The following is a 17068-nucleotide window of genomic DNA, read 5'->3' as shown; positions in this document are numbered from 1 at the left end:
AAACAGGTATGTCCTCGCCGATTTGTTGACCGCAAACCTTAACGGTTGTAATGCCCTGGGGTGCTAGCTTATTCAAACCTCGCGCAATGAAGCTAACAATCTTCTGCTGTTCCGGCGGCACCAGAAGCAGGGGCATAAAGCGGAGTGCCGCTGTCTGTTCCCAGGTCTGCTCCTTCGTGCATCTTCTCAACTCCGGTGATGGGGTGAGCTCGCATTCCGAAGTTAGAGGTCACTGGGATTCCTACCACTTCCCCACCGTCATAGATGCCGGGAAAATCCACATTCACGACTTGAGCAGGTGTGGAACTGCTATCACCCTTAAACGGGTTCACGCTGCCGATCGCGTCCGTGATGGCGTTCTTGAGAACGATCGCCGTACAGACCAACACAAATAACCCTGTACTGGTTAGCCCCTTGGAGCGTAAGCCATCTGTAAGGTTTGATGTCTGGATACCCCGCTGTTTGCGGCGGAGAACACCATTATCGTACTTTATAAGTCTGGTTCAGTTCCATTTCAGTTAACCAAGCTGCTAGCAAATGGCTCGAACCTATCTTGAATCAAGACATTAGAGCAATACATAGGTAATGAGCAGAGTTGGTTTTAACTCTGTTTACGCATCGTATATCAAATTATTCTCTACGGTTGAACTGCAAATCATGGCGGAATTAGAAAAAATAGAGAATCAAGTACAGACCCCATACAACTACCCATCCGAAGCCGATTACATACAAATCTTGGAACGATTTGCTCTCTATAGCGAGCGTGGCTGGAAGGGGAACTATCTCGGCGATCCTCAACTGGGTTACTTTGGCGATCCAGACAATGACGAGAGCGGGATGCGCTCAATGGGCAACTACATCTTCACGACCAGTTTGCTTGCCAGCGATCCAGCCTACAATCCTAATATCAGCGGTATCGAACAATCAGTCTTGCTCGATCGAGCCAAATGCTGTCTCAATTACATGACTCGCAGCCATGTGACAGGTGATATTCCCTGTGGCAATGGTCGCCAGTGGGGAAATGCATGGCAGTCAGCCTGGTGGACAACCAAGATGGCGTTGGGAGCGCAGTTAATCTGGCACACACTCAGCCAGGAGCAGCAAAGGGCAGTAGAACGAGTTGTAGTATTTGAGGCATCCCGGCATTTAGACCGCATCGTTCCCAGTGGGTTGGCGGAAGATACAAAAGCTGAGGAAAATGCTTGGGATACAGAAATTCTGGCAACCGCGATCGCTCTATTTCCGCAGCATCAGCAGTGCGAAGGGTGGCGAGAAAAGCTGATTGAATTTAGCCTTAATACCCTTTCGGTTGCTCAGGATCATCACTCTCAGGTGTGGGTTGATGGTAAACAACTGAAAGAGCAGGTCTACACCGTTAACATTTATTCAGACTATACTCTGGAAAATCACGGAGCCTACCATTTTTGTTACGTTGCTAGTCCCCTTGTGTCTGTTACCTGGAGTTACTATGCTCTACTAAGCACAGGACAGCCGATTCCAGAAGCACTGTTTCACCACGTTAAAGATCTGTGGAATCGAGTTAAAACCACTTTTCTAGACAATCGCTTTGCTTACATCGGTGGAAAAGACTGGGCTCGATATACCTACGGACTTTACTTCATCGTGCCGGTGCTGGTCTTATTGCAGAACAAGTATGAAGACACAGATGCTCGGACGATCGAAGTCTCCCGTATCTGCACCTTGGCAAGTGAACAACAAGACAACCAGGATGGCAGTTTTTTTGGTCAACGAGTCACCCGCAACCGATTGTTCGGTCAGAGCGCGAAGTACGAAACTGATTGTTATGCCGATTTAGGGCTTGCTTACTTGCTGCACCGCCGGTTACAGACCACTAAGCAGATCACTCCGCCCCAGGAATTTGCTCAACGGATTAGTGGTCGCACGATGGGACAGGAAGCTAGTATTTGCTGGGTGAGAACCCCAGAATTGTTTGCATCGTTTTCCTGGCGAACACTAACTGATCCTTTTCCAATTGCGCTATTTATTCCCAGCGGTATGGACAACGCCGCAGAATGGACAGCTAACAATCTGCTAGGCAGAGTTACTGTTTTGGGAATACAAAGTGCAGTCTCCATTCGTTCGATGCAAGCAACAGGTGACGGCTTTATTGTTAAGGGAACGATTTCATATCGTTCTAGACAACGAGAAGCCTTTGTACATGAGTTGTCCTATGAGGTGAGACCAGGGCAAAAACTGGCAATTGTAGAAAGCCGCTTTATTGCCCGCAGTAAGATTATGGTAATCGCACAGGAAGGTCTAAGATTGGCGATAGCCAACGATCGCTTCAATGACTACGAGCGCCATTTCAAATGGGATACTGGCAGTGCTACGATTAGCTTCGATCCCACGACTCAAGCTCAGAATCATCAGAATCAACTTAAATCTGGTTTATTGGCTCGCTTGCAGCGCAAGGCGGTCAAATTACTTAACCTGAGAGTGGTGAATTGGCAAATGGGACAGAATTGGGTGAATGTAGATGACAAGTTGGGAATTGTTCAGCTTCATAATTATCAGCATCAGACCCAATGTGAATGGTTCAATCTAAGGCAAGAACTCGATCGCAACACTCCCAATAGCTGCCTTCACTATGATATCCTCAACTACCCCAGACCTACTTTGCGTCCCCAAATCAGGCAATCAAACGAGGTTTTGCTGCACACTAAGTTTTTGGTTGTAGCAGGGACTGCCGCAGAAACCGAAGGGATTGCTCATTCTTCCTCGATTGATCGAGTACGCATTGATTAACGATGATCATTAGGGCGGGTTTTAAAGGTCTTGCCGCCCCCCGATGAATTGCTCTACAGTTTCTGATCGAAATAATGTAGCCCACTCCAGTCGCTTCTCTGATTGTGCGATTGATATCGCTAACTCACTCCGATCGTTGATCATTGCTAAGCTGGTGTGCTTCCAGTTCAGCCCGTCTAAACCCATCAAAGCAGGCAGGAATGCCCAGACTAATATCTTGCTGCTTCTTGCCAATCCCATTTTTTGCGCGCAATGTCGCCCGAAGGTGAAGGGCTTTGCCGCGAATGCCAACACGGACAGGAATCGCGGCAGCTTTCAGCCGTTGATTAATTTGGGCGATTGCTTCCCTCTCATGCACTTCCCTAAATTTTCCCTAAAAAGTGCAGCAACAGTAGGCATTTTACGACAGTTTGAGACGATCAAATGCCAAGCAGAAAAGTGGCTGAAGCCTCGTGTTTCATAGATTTGAGCAATTTTTGAGCCCAAAGAGCGTCTGCTTTGTAAGCAGGATGTCAGCGGTTCGAGTCCGTTAACCTCCATTCAACAAACTGAATTTGCAATACAATGCTTTTCTTCATTTGAGGAAGTGACTGCTGTTGTAGTGCAAACTCGTAAAGCGATTACTGTTGGTTAAGCCGATTGCCAATCGCTAATTCGTGTTTAAAGGGGCAGTCCTTCAGGAAGTCACACGCTGAAAAGGCTATATCCTAGAGCGATTAGACCGATTAAGCTCACTAAGCCCAATCCCTGACGGAAATAGTTAACACCTGAGAAGAGTTCCAGCCATGCCCAGCTGTATAAAGTGCCAAACCCGACTAAGCCTGACAGAATTCCAATCGTGCCATTTGGAGCCACAAAATGGAGCAACGTGGCTGCTGTTCCAACGAGGATTGGCAGGTTGGGCGGCTGAATAATCACAATGTTACCGTTACTGTCGCGAAAGATGCGATCGAACAGCGATCGTTCATTTGCCTGAGCGGACTCGAAATCGCGATTGAATTGAGATGACATTGGCTTTGCTAAGAAACGACTAGATATGATGTTAGTGCGGTCTCATCAGGCAGAACCTATATCAGACGTTAGATTAGCGTTTGTCCGCAGGTGTAGTCACTGAGGCGTTAAGCCCCGTAGTCGCATTTGAAAAACTTTGCTGATATAAGGCTGGGACGATCGCAACTTGTCTTTTGTCCTGCATTACAAATTTCTTTGGCTCTTGTTCCCCCTGATCTTCGTTGGGCATTCTGTAGATAGGGTTAGACAGAGCAATTTCCTAAACCATGCCTAAAACTGCTGCTAAAGCCAAGTCAGCGATGCCTAAAACTGCAAAGCCAGCCAAACCAAAAACACCTGCCCCCCTCAACTCGCTCCTACAAAACGAGATCGCTCGGCTCTCAGAAATACATGGAATAAACACCTCTGCTTTAGAGGAATTTGCTCAGTTTGTAATTACCAATCACAAAGTAGTAATTAAGCCGCCAAAAGTTAAACCACTCAGTTTAGCGCAACTTAAGGCAGCCATTTATCAGCATTTCTCGGTCAAGAATACAACTGAGCTGAAAAAATCTGGTGCATTTAAGATGGCAACCGATGGCATGGATGGGCTGAATTTGAGTGTCAAGGAAGGTTGGAAAAAACTCTATCGTAAGTTCATTGGAATTCTGCCAGAAGAGGAGAATCAACAGGGATACGGCTGTATTAATGGCATTAATATTTTCAATTACTTCAAGCCGTGGCAGGTCTTTGGTCTCGATCCTCAAACTGCAACACAACAAGACATTAGAAACGCTTACCATCGCTTGAGCAAGATTTACCATCCTGATGCTCCTGAGACGAGCGATGCGGTCATATTTGACTGTCTCACCATCATGTACAAGAGCATCAGCGCAGAGGCGTGAATCATGGCTACCAAGAAGACAGGGTTTACGATCCGCGAAGCTGAACTCGCTACTGCTCTAGAAATTACACATCAGAAACTAGACGAGATTGTTACCTTCTTCGATGCTGATTCAAGCGATCAATGGGAACTGCGCGAGAATGAGCATTTTATCTATCTCAACAAGACTTTAGGGGAACGGCTCTTCTCTGAGCAGGGAGCTTATGCGATCGCGAAATACATGGATGAGAAGACACCGAAAAGTATTTGGGCACTCATTACAGAATTTATTACGAGACATAAAGAAAAGATTCGCAATGCCTTTATTAGCCGAAAAATTCAGGAAAACTGTAGTTCACTCACAATTAGAAATAGCCGTCACTTTCTCTCAAAAAAAGATGTTGTAAGTATTCTTTGCACCAGTCCAGCACGTCTGAACAAAGCATTCGATGACATTCAAAAATCGTATGATCCCATGAAGATCTACGAAGATTTTGACGATATTGATAGCGTTCGGTATTATTCGCTATCCGGCTTCTACAAACTATCTCAAAATCTTGCTAAAACTTTGAGGGTTAAAGATCGACAAGGTTGGTGTGGGGCGATCGAGATTGTAGGCAGGAGAACCTTCAAACTCATCATTGATGCACAGGCAGCACAGCAGAAAAAAATTGATGCTGCTATGGAAGTTGCTAAAAAGCGAGATGGTAAACGTTGTCAAATTACTGGAAAAGCTTACGGAAAGCATAGCAAAAACGTCCAAATTGTCGCGCATCATATTTTTTCAAAGGAGCACTATCCTCATCTTGCGGCTTGTGTAGATAATCTCATTGCCCTGACTCAAGAAGTACATCAGGACTTTCACACGTGGAATGGTGGTTCTCGAAAACCTTGCACTGTTGATCATCTGATTCAATTTGTTAGCGAACTATATCCTGACAACTACGAAGTCGTTCTGCGACTTAATCAGGTCAAACAAATACTAGATCCACCATCTAGCAAGGCAGCTTAATCTACCAATCTGCGGCTGCTCAAAACCTTGGCATTGCAAAGGCAATTTGCAGCCACAAAATCCTACCATTGAATCCGAAAGACGATCGCCCCTACGAGAAAATGCGCTGGGCGGTGGGCGGATACCAGCGTTTGTATAGGCGCATCAGTTCGCCCGGAAGTGGTTGAATTGGGGGTGCGTTTTCGCGGATGTTGAGTGATGGACTCCAGGCATAGCTATCGCAGAAGCCTTTTCGTTCTAGTTCAATCACACACTGATCCACAGCATGGGGATTGCCCAGCAGCACAATTTTCACCGCCTGTCGCTCAAATCGCTCATGCAGAAGCCAACCGACAACCGTTTGCGGCTCGATAAGGTAAGCCATATTCAAGATCTCCTAGGGTAAGAACCCTAGAGATTAAACCGAAGACTTTCAAACATGACTGACAAGCCAAAACTTATAACCGCGCTATCAAAGTTTTTCTCTGGTCGTAATACGAATTGATATTTGCTTGTTAATTGGCTTTCCAAACCTCATTCCAGGGATCTTGAAATGCTGGGATAAGTTTTTTTTGAAATCGGGACTCAAACTGCTGACGAAAAACTTCTGGCAGATTGAATAGAAAGATTGTTTCAACTCCTTCAGGGAGGGATTGAACGGAAAACGAATCTCCAACGGCTGGCAGCAATAGTAACTGGGTATTCGGTTTGAGCAGGTAGCTGAGGGAAATAAGACTGATCGGATAGTAGCTGAAAGCATCAGCAATGATGAGGGGACGATCGCTTTCATTAATTAAATTAGCAAGCTGATGGTAATTAGAATTCACATCTTTATTCCACCAGGTATTTGCTTGAGAATAGACCCCACAAGAGAGAATTCCTAACAGAATTAGCAGGGAGAAAACCAGCTTTGCAAAGCTAGACTTCCATTTTTGAGTTTCGGTTAAATAGGCTGATAGCAGATAAACGACTGCGAGTTGTAAGCCAACATAGCAAACAATAGGATATCGAATGACAGTGAGCCGCTGTCCCCCTAGCAGAAGATCTGGAAGCCATAGTATGAGGGCAGTGCTGCCCACAAAGGTGAGGATAAACCAATAGATTTTCTTGGGTGCATTGCGGCAAACCACAGACAGGGCATAACCTTGCAGAATCAAAATTGGGATTGCCAAAATATAGGCAAGGGAGTCACTAAACTTAGCGTTGAAATCAACAAAACTGCGGCTAAAGTTAAACGCTAAGGCTTGTAGGTAAGTTAGTGGTGCTGGCGAGATCGAAGTCCAACTTGTTGTCGCACTCAGCGTATCCCTCGATGTAATGATGAAGGATATCCAGGGAATAAAAAATAAAGCGACCAATAGCAGCGTGATGAAACAGGAAATCGTGCGTTTTCCCATCTGCAAGGGCAGTTTAACAAATCGATTATCTGAATCTACAAATAGAACATAAGCAAAATGACCGACCGCAACACCCAGCGTAAATAAAGCAGTGTAAGAGGCAACAAGCATTGATACGCCATACCATGCCCAATTGCGCCAGGAAGAGGAACGGATTGCCCGCAGCAGCAGCGCACTACAGACAAGCGTGAGAACTGTCCAGAAGCCAAACTGCCGCACTTCTTGTCCAAATACCAGGTGAAACGGGGAGACAGCAAACAGGGCGATCGCGACCCATCCGCTTAAGCGGGATTCAAATAGTTCCCAACAGAGCCAGTACAGTGCCGGAAAGATCAATAGGCTGAGCAGGGCTGAGAAGCTGCGAGTCACTGCCGGAGCCGTCCCCCACCACTGTGCCCAAAACCGCAGCAAGAGGTAATAAACCGGGGGGTGCTGCACATCTTCTGTGCCCTTTCGCACTACCATATCGCCCAAAGCCAAATCCGGGACAAAACGCTGATATGCCAGCAGATCGGCAGGTTTCGCCAGCGTATTTTTAAAGATGTCTTCGTTGAAGTACTTTCCGGGACGAGCCGTAATCACCGTTGAGGTATAAGCTTCGTCGTGCCAGTACACTTTGCGATCGAGGTGGGCAAAGCGAAAGCAAATTGCCAGCACCAGTAGGGCGATCGCGATAAAACGCACCTGTTGGAGGAGCTTCGGGTTTTTAGGCGGGGGTAGGGGCTTTCCTGTCACAGCAAAAGTTCCTGCGATAGCTGGTGAGCGGAGAGTGTTGGAGGAGTGTGAGAAGTCCTACATTGCCCGTAAATTCCTCAATGCTGGGGGACTTTGAATTCTGAAGGAAAGCTAGACTTTGAGGAATTTGAAACTGAAAGGAGAGTGATTTCCCCACAGTTGGGATAAGGGCGCAATTCGGGTCACAATCAGATTTGGGTCACAACCAGAATTGTTCAAATATCCTCTAAACTACATCCGTTCCAGTACCGGAATTCCTAATAGAGTAAGTCCCTGTTTGATGGTTCTGGCGGTGAGGTTAGAGAGAATAAGTCGAGAGGTGCGAAGCGGTTCTTCTGCCTGCAAAACAGGGCAGCGATCGTAGAACTGATTGTATTTCTGGCTCAATTCAAAAAGATATTGGCAGAGGCGATTGGCATGGAGTTCGGCTTCTACATCGCTCAGAATTTGGTCGAATTGCAGCAGGTGTTTTGCCAGTGCCAGCTCGGTTTCTTCTTGCAGGACGATCGGTGCATCGGCTCCCAGCTTAGAAAAATCAATTCCCCCCTTGCGGCTAATGCCCTGCACTCGCACATAGGCATACAGCATGTAGGGAGCCGTGTTGCCCTGAAGTGCCAGCATTTTGTCATAGCTAAACACATAGTTGCTGGTGCGGTTCTGGCTCAAATCAGCGTATTTCACCGCACTGATGCCCACTACCTGAGCGACGTGGTTAATAAACTCCTCTGATTCCTGCCGTTCCTCCGTTTGCAGCCGAGTAACGAGATCTTGCCTTGCCCGATCGATCGCCTCATCCAGCAGTGACCTGAGCTGAACCGTTTCACCCGATCGCGTTTTAAACTTTTTGCCGTCCTCGCCCTGCACAAAGCCAAACGGCACATGAACCAATTCCACCGTATCGGGAATCCAGTCTGCCCGCCGCGCCACCTGAAACACCTGAGCGAAGTGATTTGCCTGCCCGGCATCGGTAACGTAAATCATGCGATCGGCGTGATCTTGCTGAATCCGGTAGCGCAGGGCTGCCAGGTCGGTCGTCGCGTAGTTATAGCCGCCGTCCGATTTCTGAATAATCAGCGGTAACGGATTGCCGTCCTTATTCATAAAGCCTTCCAGAAAAACGCACTTTGCCCCCTGATCTTCGACCAGCAAGCCTGCTTTCTCCAGGTCAGCGACAACTCCAGGCAACAGCGGATTATAGAAAGATTCGCCCCGCTCCGTAATGTGAATGTCGAGCAGCTTGTAAATCACTTCAAATTCCTGGCGCGACTGCTCACAAAGCAATTGCCATGCTTTAACGGTTTCGGGATTACCTGATTGCAGCTTCACCACTTCGAGCCGAGAAGTCTCCCGGAAAGTTTCATCCTCGTCAAATCGCTGTTTTGCCTGTTTGTAAAATGCGGTCAAGTCTCCCAGATCAAGGGCTTCGGGCTGCGTCAGCGCCTCTGGATACGCCTCACGCAAATAAGTAATCAACATTCCAAACTGTGTGCCCCAATCGCCTACATGGTTGAGCCGCAGCACATCATGCCCCAGAAATTCCAGCACCCGTGCAAAGCTGTCGCCAATAATGGTCGATCGCAAATGACCGACGTGCATCTCCTTAGCAATATTCGGGCTAGAAAAATCTACGATCGTCCGCTGGGGTTCCTTTGTTTCAGGCACACCCAGGCGATCGTCGTTTTGCATCTGGCGAAGCTGAGATTCCAGGTAGGCAGGCTTGAGCGTCAGGTTAATAAATCCGGCTCCTGCTACAGTAGGCGGCTCAGAGATTTCGCTGACACTCAAGTGTTGAATGATTTGCTCGGCGATCGATCGCGGCGGTTGACCCAGTTTCTTCGCAAGCGACATTGCCACATTTGCCTGATAGTCGCCAAACTTTGGGTTGCTCGTTGGCACTAGCACCGGGTCGGTTCCTGCTAGCTCATCACCAAAGGCGGCTACCAATGCCTGCTCAAACTGCTGCTTTAACTGGGCGATCGTCGCATTCATCATGTCTCACCTGCCAAAACTACTGCCGCTTTTGTCTCTTTACCAGGATAGCGATCGCTTCGCGCTGCCGCCTCTGGCGGGTCGACTCTCTATCATTCAGCACTTTGGCATATTTGGGCAAGGTTAATAGACTTGTTCTCCGCCCCGATTGCTTCCACCGCTTGATGATGGGAAGGCAGTGTGATCACATCCTGGATAAATTCTCTCAAAAAGCCGCAATTCTACGGGACAATTGGTTCTCTTTCTGTTTTGCCTGCCGCGATTTCGGAAAATGCACGGAAGGAAGGAGCAGAATTGGACTTTTATTGTGAAATTATTCTTCGCTCTGTCTGAAATACCTGCAAAAGGCATATTTCCATGAAGCGCGATGGGTGTATTTCTACCATTTCTCAAGAGGCTGAACGTCATTTATGGTTGCCAGCATCAATTCTCCCGCTCAAGCCGTTTCATCCGTAGTTTCGTCAATCGATCTCATTGCAATCGCGAAGCAGTTTCGCAGCGATCCACAGCAAATTAAATTAATTCAGTGGCTTCAGGCATCAACCGGGCAGCAGCGACAGGCAGAATTCGCGCAAATGTGGCGTAACGGGGAAGAGAAAGGGACGATCGATTTTGTGCAGGTGTTTCGGTTTTATCAGGGTCGTCCGCACCAAAACGCTGCGCTGAAATGGCTTCAGCAAACTAGCCAGCCTAAAACCCTGGAAGGATTTGCCTGCATGTGGGGACGGATTCCTGCTGCTGGGAAGAACCGGGAACTGCGCCTGAATGTGCCCTACTACGAGCAAACCAACAATCTCTACGAGCCGCAGCGCACCTGCAACACCTCAAGCTGTGCAATGGTAGCGCGATTTCTGGGCGCGAAGATCTCGGGCGATGATGCCTATTACCAAATCGTTCGCAAGTACGGTGACACCACCGATCACGGGGCACAAACCAAAGCTCTGGCACAAGTCGGCATCAAATCGACCTGGAACACCAACCTCGGATACGATGACCTCGATCGCTCCCTGGAAGCTGGATTACCGATCGTCATTGGCATTCTCCATCGTGGCACGCTGCAAAGCCCCACTGGAGGACATATGATTGTCGTCGTCGGCAGAACACCCAGTCATGGCTACATCTGTCACGATCCTTATGGCAGTCTGCTTGACCCAAACGGCGGCTACACGGGCGCAGTCGAAAACGGCAAGGGCGTTGTCTATCCGCGATTCGTGCTGAATCATCGCTGGTTAGTTGAGGGTGAACAATCGGGTTGGGGTAGGCTATTCTACGCCCATAAAGCGGGTTCGTGAGTCAATCAGGATTCTAGTGGAACGGTCCTGCTCGGAAATCCGCAAATTATGCCTGTGAGGAATCAAGAATCCCCTGCTTGAGCCGCATACTGATATCGAGCCAGGTCGATCGCGTAATCGGGGCACTGCTGGAGATAAAATCAACCCCGGTTTCGGCAACCGATCGAATCGTTTCCAAAGTCACATTTCCTGAAGCTTCAATCTTGATCCGATCGCTGGTCGATCGGATTTTTTGTACTGCCTGACGCATCTGGTCGGGCGGCATATTGTCGAGCATGATGATGTCTGCGCCGTGCTGCAACGCTTCCTCGACCTGAGCCAGGGTTTCGGTTTCGACCTCGATCGTTAAAGGATAGGGAATGCGAGTGCGGATTTGCTCGATCGCCTGGCGGATTCCGCCTGCGGCAGCAATGTGATTGTCCTTAATCATCACGCCATCGTCTAACCCCATGCGGTGATTCCTGGCTCCACCAACCTGAGCAGCATATTTTTCGAGAATGCGTAAGCCCGGAGTCGTTTTGCGCGTATCAACCAGTTGGGCAGACAAATCGGCGATTTTATCAACATAGCGACTGGTTGCCGTAGCAATTCCGCTCAGGCGCATGGTCAGATTGAGGGCAACCCGCTCACCTGTCAGCAAAGCGGCAAAAGAGCCTGTGATGGTGGCGATCGTTTCTCCCCGGTTGCACCGCTGCCCTTCTGTCACCCGCAACTCGAATTGAATGTTCGGATCTAAAAGCCGAAACACCTGTGCGGCGATCGGCAGTCCAGCAACGATGCCTGGTTCTTTGACAATCCACTGCGCTGTTCCGGTTTCAGCCGAGGGAATCAGGGCTTGAGTCGTTCGATCGCCCCGTCCAATGTCTTCTTGCAGCCAGCTTTGCAGCAGGGGATCAAGCACAATCGGCGGCGGCAAAACGGCAGAACTTGTATTTAGCATTGGTACATTCCAGCGATCTCCAAATCCGCTACTTAGTGAGCGGGGCTAATCATCTGCAACGCCTGCTTCACCATGCCGATCAGCGTGTGATGAGCATCCTCAGCGTCCTGCAGCGTGTGATCAAATGTGACCCGTAGCGGCATTTCTGCTCCGTTCGACTCGACCAGTAAATCCATTCCTTCAGCGTCGATTTTCTGCATCCGGGCTGCGGTGACATCATCCACGCTGCCAAACGCCTGAGCGTAGAGGATTACAGCATCCTTGTGGTCATCATTCATGTGAGCGCAAATGCGATCGCTAATGGCTGGAGAGAAAGCGTCAGACATAAAAGCTCTGGTTTTGAAATGAGGTAAACAATGGACGGAATTTTGCAAAACTTACTGTCAGATGAACTGAGCTGCGATTAGCTGCCGTGCAAAAAGAAAACGGTAATCCGAAACAGGCTGTTGGCAATAAAACCAATCAAAGCCAGGAAAATCAGGACGTTGACAGCATCTTTCAGCTTTTGCATGAATTCCGCAGCACAAGCAACATCCTTACATTATCAAACGGGTTGTCCCGACTGAGAAATTTGCAGAATCTTTTCCAGCCTAATCTTTTCCAGCCCAATCTTCTCCAACCCAACCCGATCGATTGGCAGCCCCTACAGCGCATCCACCATCAGATGTGCCACATCCTTCATCGTGTACTTTGCCTGCCAGCCCAGCATTTGCTTTGCTTTGGCTGCATTGCCGCAGCTCACGGCGATATCCGTGGGGCGAAACAAACTGCGATCGACTTCCACGCGATCGTGCCAGTCTAAGCCCAGGTAATCAAACACTTCAGCCACAAATTCCTGCAAGCTATGGGTATGTCCAGTGGCGATCACAAAGTCGTCCGGTTGCTCCTGTTGCAGCATTTGATACATGGCCTCCACATATTCCGGCGACCAACCCCAGTCCCGCCGAATCGAGATATCGCCCAAAGACAGTTTCTCGGCTCGACCTGCCGCAATGTCTGCCGCTGCCTGCACAATTTTTTGCGTCACAAAGCGTTTGGGGCGCAGAGGCGATTCGTGGTTAAACAAAATACCAGAGCAAGCAAACAGCTCGTATGCCTCGCGGTAGTTTGCCACTTGCCAGAAAGCCGCTGCCTTTGCCACTGCATAGGGGCTACGCGGACGAAAGGGAGTCGTTTCATCGGCGGGTGCTGTGCCCGTATCGCCAAAACATTCGCTCGACCCCGCATTGTAGAGCCGAATTGGGGCATTAATAAAGCGAATCGCCTCCAGCAGATTGAGCGTGCCCAGCGTAATGCTTTCCATCGTTTCTACAGGCAGCTCAAACGAGAGTCCAACCGAGGTTTGCCCTGCCAGATTGTAGATTTCATCCGGCTGCACTTTGTTAATTACCTGAAGCACGCTGCGAAAGTCGTTGAGTGCCATCGAGCAGGTTTTGACGCGATCGCGAATTCCCAACCGTACCAGATTGCGAAACGTAGAAATTTGGGCGTCCCGCGATGTGCCGACCACAGTATAGCTATGACTCAGCAGCAGTTGAGCTAGATAAGCTCCGTCCTGTCCTGAGATTCCGCAGATAAGGGCTGTCTTCACCATAGGTAGGGCAATCCGTAGGGCAACTTTATGAGGTTAAGAGACGGTTTGACAAGCGACCGTGCTGGCTTCGATCGCCCCTCTAACGGGTCAATTCTAGAAGGAACCGACTTGCTTTCGGGTTTCAAAATTTCCCAGGTTTAGGAATTGAGGGGGCAATGCTAAGGGAGCAATGTAGCACCTCGAACACTGCTCAAATCACCTCTCAGCCTAAAGTGCCCCGATCAACTCACTGGGCAACAAATTGCTTCTGTTGCTCTTCGGATTTACGTTGCCCCCCAGCTTATTATTCGGGTGATGCGGTTGATTCTCTCGTTCGAGCAGATGCTGGATTGAGCGTAAACGAGATGGATTTTTCAGCTTGAGGCGCGATCGACGGTTCAAATTGGGGAAGCTGAGGTTCAGCTTTGGGGCGAAGTTCAGCCACCGGGCGAATATCCGGCGGCAGCGTAGGGGCAGGAGTGGCAGCCTGTTGAACGGGAACTGAAGCAGCCTCAGACGATGAAGAAATCGATTGCGAATCGCGCTGACTGAGATTAGAAACGATCGCCAACGCTGCCCCAGCCAGCAACAAAACGGGAAAGGGCAAGCTGTCTAGCCCATTCGACCACTGGTAGAACTGCGCTACACCAAAAAACAGCACCACACAAACCAATAAAAGCGGCATTTCTGCTCCTTTGCTCCTGCCCTGAGCTGATCTAAGCCAATCGGCTGCCCGTGCCCATCGATCGAGCCATGTCGAGCGTATCGCCGATCGTTTCACCGTCATGATAAGCCGCTAGCAGCACTTCGCTGGTTTTGCCCCAGGCGATCGTTCCCGTGGCATCGATCCCGATCGCACCCAGGTCGCGGTTTCGCTGATGTGCCTCCCGGAAGGAGCGATCGAAGGCAGCAGAGATCGGCAAGCCATCGGTGGTGCGAATCACAATCCGGGCAGCAAGGCACTCTTCGATAATGTCTTCGCCAATTCCGGTGCAGCTTACGGCAGCGTCGGCAGTGGCATAATTTCCAGCAGGCATCGCAGAATCGCTGACTCGTCCAATTCGCTCAAAGCCTTTTCCGCCTGTGGACGTGCCTGCGGCAAGCTGCCCAGCGGCATCGCGAACTACTACCCCGATCGTCCCCCGTCCGGCCTCGCTCACCAGCTCTTTTTCGGCAACCACGCCCGCCATCGCTTTGTCAAAATTGCCTTCACGCTCCAGAATCCATTCCTGAAGCCGCAGCTTGGTCAGGGGATCGTAGGCAGGCAGTTGCAGTTCGCGCACCAGCTCCATTGCGCCATTGTCTGACAGCACGCGATCGTCTGAGCTCTGGAGAAACTGCGCGAGCTGAATTGGGTTTTGCACTCGCGACACGTTGATAATGCCGCTAAAGCGTTGGGCATTGCCATCCATTAAAGAAGCACTCATGCGAATCTGCCCGTCGGACTGAAGCACCGATCCGGTTCCGGCATTAAAGCGGGGATCGTCTTCTAGAAGCTGACAGCCCAGAATCACCGCAGATTTCGCATCCAAGCCCGACAGCAATTTGTCGTAAACCGCATCGATAACCTGGTAGAGCGACTGACGCACCAAATCCGCTCCTTTTTCCCCCTTGAGCGAACTGCCCGCACCTCCATGAATGATGAGCTTGGGCTGTCCATCTACGATCGACATCGTTGAAAATCCCCTGGTTAAACCCTATTATTACGCCTCTGGATTGCTACGCCTCTGGCGGAAGCCTGTGATCGAAATCCTAATCGCTAATCCTACCTGGAAATGGCAAAGCAAACGGTAAACGAATCTGCATCTGTCACGCTTCCAGTATCTGCTTCGTCTGGCTTTGTCGATGGGCGTCGTCGCCGACAGCGATCGGAGCAGTATTTCACCTCGTCCCAGCAGTCTGCCCATTTTTTGCGCCAAGCAAAGGGACGACCGCACACAGGACAGATTTTAGTCGGGAGATCAGATTTCGATCGCGATTTTGCCATCGGTTGTTAAAGATTCCGTTGATTCATTTCGATATTGATACGTCATCGATCGTAGCGAGTAAAAGATAGAAGATATCAGAGAGCGAGATGGTTTCATCTCAATTTCCGATTTTGAAGATTCTGAATTTTTGATCTATATTGATGCCAAATGATTTATCGGGCATACGAATTGTGTTAATGGAGCCTGCGGGAGCTTTGAACGTGGGATCAGTAGCTCGCATTATGAAAAATATGGGGCTACGACAGCTTGTGCTAGTGAATCCACAATGTGATCCCCTGGGTGACGAGGCAAGGAAAATGGCGGTTCATGCTGCCGATGTGCTGGAAGCCGCGCTGCGAGTGCAGACCTTACCAGAAGCTTTGCAGGACTGTCATCGGGTTATTGCCACTACGGGTCGCAGTGACACAACGCTGAAGATGCCGCTAGAGCCACCCCGAAATGCGCTGTCCTGGCTGGTTCCTGCTGATTTCCAAACGGGTTCTTCAGCCAATGCTGCGCTCATTTTTGGACGGGAAGACCGGGGACTCACGAACCAGGAATTGAACTATGCCCAACGGCTCGTCTGCATCCCTGCCAGCTCAGAATATGAATCGCTCAATCTGGCGCAAGCGGCTGCAATTTGCTGCTACGAGCTTTATTTAACGCTCAAGCTGCCGTCCTTCTCAGCCCTGCCAGCAGTTCCTCCGACGATCGCTGCCGCTTCAGAACCTCCGCCAACGTTTGAAACTTTGGAAGCGTACTACCAACAGTTAGAGGCACTGCTGCTGAAGATTGGCTATCTTTATCCCCATACTGCACCTAGCCGTATGGAAAAATTTCGCAGACTGTTGGGGCGATCGCTCCCTTCTTCAGAAGAAGTGGCAATGCTACGCGGAATCTTGCGTCAGGCAGAGTGGGCTTTAGGGCAAGAAAAATCGTCTGAAGCCCCCTGAATAAGTCTGCTTGAACTTTTGTGAAGCATCGTTTTGCTCCAAAGCTGCATCGTTTAATCTTGGAGGGCTTATATCCTCTCGCGAAAATTCCTCCATATCCTCTTCAAAAATTTCTATGCGTTAAGTGCTTGTCAGATTCGTAAATAACGATTAAAAATAAACAGCGAAACTCTAGATATAGCGTTAAGGTTCGCTTAAAAATCTGCTCCGGTAGGATAATCCGCTCAGCATTCATTCCCCTAGAGTACTGCTACCAGCGAGAATTCCTTATTCCAGGCGCACTCCGCTAAATGTAAGAACTCTCTTTATCTACCTGTTGTCGAGGTATTGCCCGTGCTTGAACCAAGCTATCGCCCCCAAGAGTCGCAGCGTCGTCGCCCATCTCGCCGTCGTTCTCGCCGCGTGTCGCCTGCTTCGGCTTCAGAAGTTAAATCAGAGCAATCGACAACTCGTTCTTCGCCCGCTGTTGGGTTTAACCCAAACCGAGCCAAACCAAGCCGCCCATCTTCTCCGGCTCGTTCGATGCCTGCTCGTCCGAATGAATTATCTCGGCGATCGCTATGATTTGGTAAAGCTTAACAATTTCATCTTT

Annotated in this window: 19 protein-coding genes; 6 read left to right on the top strand and 13 right to left on the bottom strand. The window is 49.4% G+C overall.

All coding sequences use genetic code 11. From position 1 onward, the window contains the following. Positions 1–92 precede the first annotated feature (92 nt). Entirely contained in the window at positions 93–389 is a 297-nt protein-coding gene (locus H6F80_RS26725) for a M23 family metallopeptidase (RefSeq protein WP_190794553.1), read from the bottom strand. Positions 390–735: 346 nt separating this feature from the next. Here H6F80_RS26725 and H6F80_RS26720 point away from each other — a divergent pair, with 346 nt between their 5' ends. Beyond that, entirely contained in the window at positions 736–2766 is a 2031-nt protein-coding gene (locus tag H6F80_RS26720) for a hypothetical protein (RefSeq protein ID WP_190794552.1), read from the top strand. Between the two features lie 124 nt (positions 2767–2890). Here the strand turns inward: H6F80_RS26720 and H6F80_RS26715 are convergent, their stop codons facing one another. Both H6F80_RS26715 and H6F80_RS26710 read right to left on the bottom strand, forming a co-directional pair. Further along, positions 2891–3124: a hypothetical protein gene (locus tag H6F80_RS26715; RefSeq protein ID WP_190794551.1), complete on the bottom strand. Its 234-nt coding sequence runs from the start codon at positions 3122–3124 to the stop codon at positions 2891–2893. A 326-nt stretch (positions 3125–3450) separates the two neighbouring features. After that, complete coding sequence (locus H6F80_RS26710; protein WP_190794550.1) at positions 3451–3777, bottom strand: hypothetical protein; 327 nt, start codon at positions 3775–3777, stop codon at positions 3451–3453. Between the two features lie 266 nt (positions 3778–4043). Here H6F80_RS26710 and H6F80_RS26705 point away from each other — a divergent pair, with 266 nt between their 5' ends. Further along, complete coding sequence (locus tag H6F80_RS26705; RefSeq protein ID WP_242067588.1) at positions 4044–4661, top strand: J domain-containing protein; 618 nt, start codon at positions 4044–4046, stop codon at positions 4659–4661. Positions 4662–4664: 3 nt separating this feature from the next. After that, positions 4665–5651, top strand: coding sequence for a hypothetical protein (locus tag H6F80_RS26700; RefSeq protein ID WP_190794549.1), 987 nt, complete (start codon positions 4665–4667; stop codon positions 5649–5651). A gap of 91 nt (positions 5652–5742) precedes the next feature. Here H6F80_RS26700 and H6F80_RS26695 read toward each other — a convergent pair whose 3' ends face one another. The 3 genes from H6F80_RS26695 to argS form a co-directional block, all read right to left on the bottom strand. Continuing rightward, positions 5743–6015, bottom strand: a complete 273-nt coding sequence (locus H6F80_RS26695) for a hypothetical protein (RefSeq protein WP_190794548.1) — start codon at positions 6013–6015, stop codon at positions 5743–5745. Positions 6016–6145: 130 nt separating this feature from the next. Next, complete coding sequence (locus tag H6F80_RS26690) at positions 6146–7762, bottom strand: glycosyltransferase family protein (RefSeq protein ID WP_190794547.1); 1617 nt, start codon at positions 7760–7762, stop codon at positions 6146–6148. Between the two features lie 231 nt (positions 7763–7993). Further along, positions 7994–9754 carry an arginine--tRNA ligase gene (gene argS / locus H6F80_RS26685; RefSeq protein ID WP_518523661.1) on the bottom strand — a complete coding sequence of 587 codons (1761 nt, stop codon included), beginning with the start codon at positions 9752–9754 and terminating at the stop codon, positions 7994–7996. Here argS and H6F80_RS30495 point away from each other — a divergent pair. Both H6F80_RS30495 and H6F80_RS26680 read left to right on the top strand, forming a co-directional pair. Continuing rightward, positions 9753–9878 carry a hypothetical protein gene (locus H6F80_RS30495; protein ID WP_277879273.1) on the top strand — a complete coding sequence of 42 codons (126 nt, stop codon included), beginning with the start codon at positions 9753–9755 and terminating at the stop codon, positions 9876–9878. The genes argS and H6F80_RS30495 overlap by 2 nt on opposite strands. Before the next feature lie 283 nt (positions 9879–10161). Then, positions 10162–11043 (top strand): C39 family peptidase, encoded by an 882-nt coding sequence (locus tag H6F80_RS26680; RefSeq protein ID WP_242067587.1) that lies wholly within the window; start codon positions 10162–10164, stop codon positions 11041–11043. A gap of 46 nt (positions 11044–11089) precedes the next feature. On the opposite strand, the gene nadC is transcribed toward H6F80_RS26680, so the two are convergent. The 6 genes from nadC to H6F80_RS26650 form a co-directional block, all read right to left on the bottom strand. After that, positions 11090–11983 (bottom strand): carboxylating nicotinate-nucleotide diphosphorylase, encoded by an 894-nt coding sequence (gene nadC / locus H6F80_RS26675; protein ID WP_190794546.1) that lies wholly within the window; start codon positions 11981–11983, stop codon positions 11090–11092. 32 nt (positions 11984–12015) lie between these two features. After that, positions 12016–12309: a DUF2470 domain-containing protein gene (locus H6F80_RS26670; RefSeq protein ID WP_190794545.1), complete on the bottom strand. Its 294-nt coding sequence runs from the start codon at positions 12307–12309 to the stop codon at positions 12016–12018. A 317-nt stretch (positions 12310–12626) separates the two neighbouring features. Next, on the bottom strand, positions 12627–13577 hold the full coding sequence (locus H6F80_RS26665; RefSeq protein WP_199296852.1) for a GDP-mannose 4,6-dehydratase: 951 nt from the start codon (positions 13575–13577) through the stop codon (positions 12627–12629). A gap of 283 nt (positions 13578–13860) precedes the next feature. Next, positions 13861–14241: a hypothetical protein gene (locus H6F80_RS26660; protein WP_190794544.1), complete on the bottom strand. Its 381-nt coding sequence runs from the start codon at positions 14239–14241 to the stop codon at positions 13861–13863. A 31-nt stretch (positions 14242–14272) separates the two neighbouring features. Continuing rightward, on the bottom strand, positions 14273–15229 hold the full coding sequence (locus H6F80_RS26655; protein ID WP_190794543.1) for an isoaspartyl peptidase/L-asparaginase: 957 nt from the start codon (positions 15227–15229) through the stop codon (positions 14273–14275). A gap of 92 nt (positions 15230–15321) precedes the next feature. Next, entirely contained in the window at positions 15322–15543 is a 222-nt protein-coding gene (locus H6F80_RS26650; RefSeq protein WP_190794542.1) for a DUF2256 domain-containing protein, read from the bottom strand. 141 nt (positions 15544–15684) lie between these two features. Between H6F80_RS26650 and H6F80_RS26645 the strand changes: the two genes are divergently transcribed. Continuing rightward, a complete protein-coding gene (locus H6F80_RS26645) occupies positions 15685–16476 on the top strand; it encodes an RNA methyltransferase (RefSeq protein ID WP_190794541.1) in 792 nt (263 codons plus the stop codon). A gap of 347 nt (positions 16477–16823) precedes the next feature. Here H6F80_RS26645 and H6F80_RS29490 read toward each other — a convergent pair whose 3' ends face one another. Continuing rightward, entirely contained in the window at positions 16824–16967 is a 144-nt protein-coding gene (locus tag H6F80_RS29490; protein WP_206755116.1) for a hypothetical protein, read from the bottom strand. Positions 16968–17068 lie beyond the last annotated feature (101 nt).

Origin of the sequence: Leptolyngbya sp. FACHB-711 (assembly GCF_014695615.1) — a bacterium.
Classification (GTDB): domain Bacteria; phylum Cyanobacteriota; class Cyanobacteriia; order Elainellales; family Elainellaceae; genus Leptolyngbya_A.
Note: the sequence above shows the minus strand (reverse complement) of the source record. Positions and strands in the feature narration are given on the sequence as shown.

Coding starts and splice junctions, on each gene's coding strand:
- H6F80_RS26710 (WP_190794550.1), bottom strand. CDS start 3,777: ATGTCATCTCAATTCAATCGCGATTTCGAGTCCGCTCAGGCAAATGAA.
- H6F80_RS26705 (WP_242067588.1), top strand. CDS start 4,044: ATGCCTAAAACTGCTGCTAAAGCCAAGTCAGCGATGCCTAAAACTGCA.
- H6F80_RS26700 (WP_190794549.1), top strand. CDS start 4,665: ATGGCTACCAAGAAGACAGGGTTTACGATCCGCGAAGCTGAACTCGCT.
- H6F80_RS26695 (WP_190794548.1), bottom strand. CDS start 6,015: ATGGCTTACCTTATCGAGCCGCAAACGGTTGTCGGTTGGCTTCTGCAT.
- H6F80_RS30495 (WP_277879273.1), top strand. CDS start 9,753: ATGTCTCACCTGCCAAAACTACTGCCGCTTTTGTCTCTTTACCAGGAT.
- argS (WP_518523661.1), bottom strand. CDS start 9,754: ATGATGAATGCGACGATCGCCCAGTTAAAGCAGCAGTTTGAGCAGGCA.
- H6F80_RS26680 (WP_242067587.1), top strand. CDS start 10,162: ATGGTTGCCAGCATCAATTCTCCCGCTCAAGCCGTTTCATCCGTAGTT.
- nadC (WP_190794546.1), bottom strand. CDS start 11,983: ATGCTAAATACAAGTTCTGCCGTTTTGCCGCCGCCGATTGTGCTTGAT.
- H6F80_RS26670 (WP_190794545.1), bottom strand. CDS start 12,309: ATGTCTGACGCTTTCTCTCCAGCCATTAGCGATCGCATTTGCGCTCAC.
- H6F80_RS26665 (WP_199296852.1), bottom strand. CDS start 13,577: ATGGTGAAGACAGCCCTTATCTGCGGAATCTCAGGACAGGACGGAGCT.
- H6F80_RS26660 (WP_190794544.1), bottom strand. CDS start 14,241: ATGCCGCTTTTATTGGTTTGTGTGGTGCTGTTTTTTGGTGTAGCGCAG.
- H6F80_RS26655 (WP_190794543.1), bottom strand. CDS start 15,229: ATGTCGATCGTAGATGGACAGCCCAAGCTCATCATTCATGGAGGTGCG.
- H6F80_RS26650 (WP_190794542.1), bottom strand. CDS start 15,543: ATGGCAAAATCGCGATCGAAATCTGATCTCCCGACTAAAATCTGTCCT.
- H6F80_RS26645 (WP_190794541.1), top strand. CDS start 15,685: ATGCCAAATGATTTATCGGGCATACGAATTGTGTTAATGGAGCCTGCG.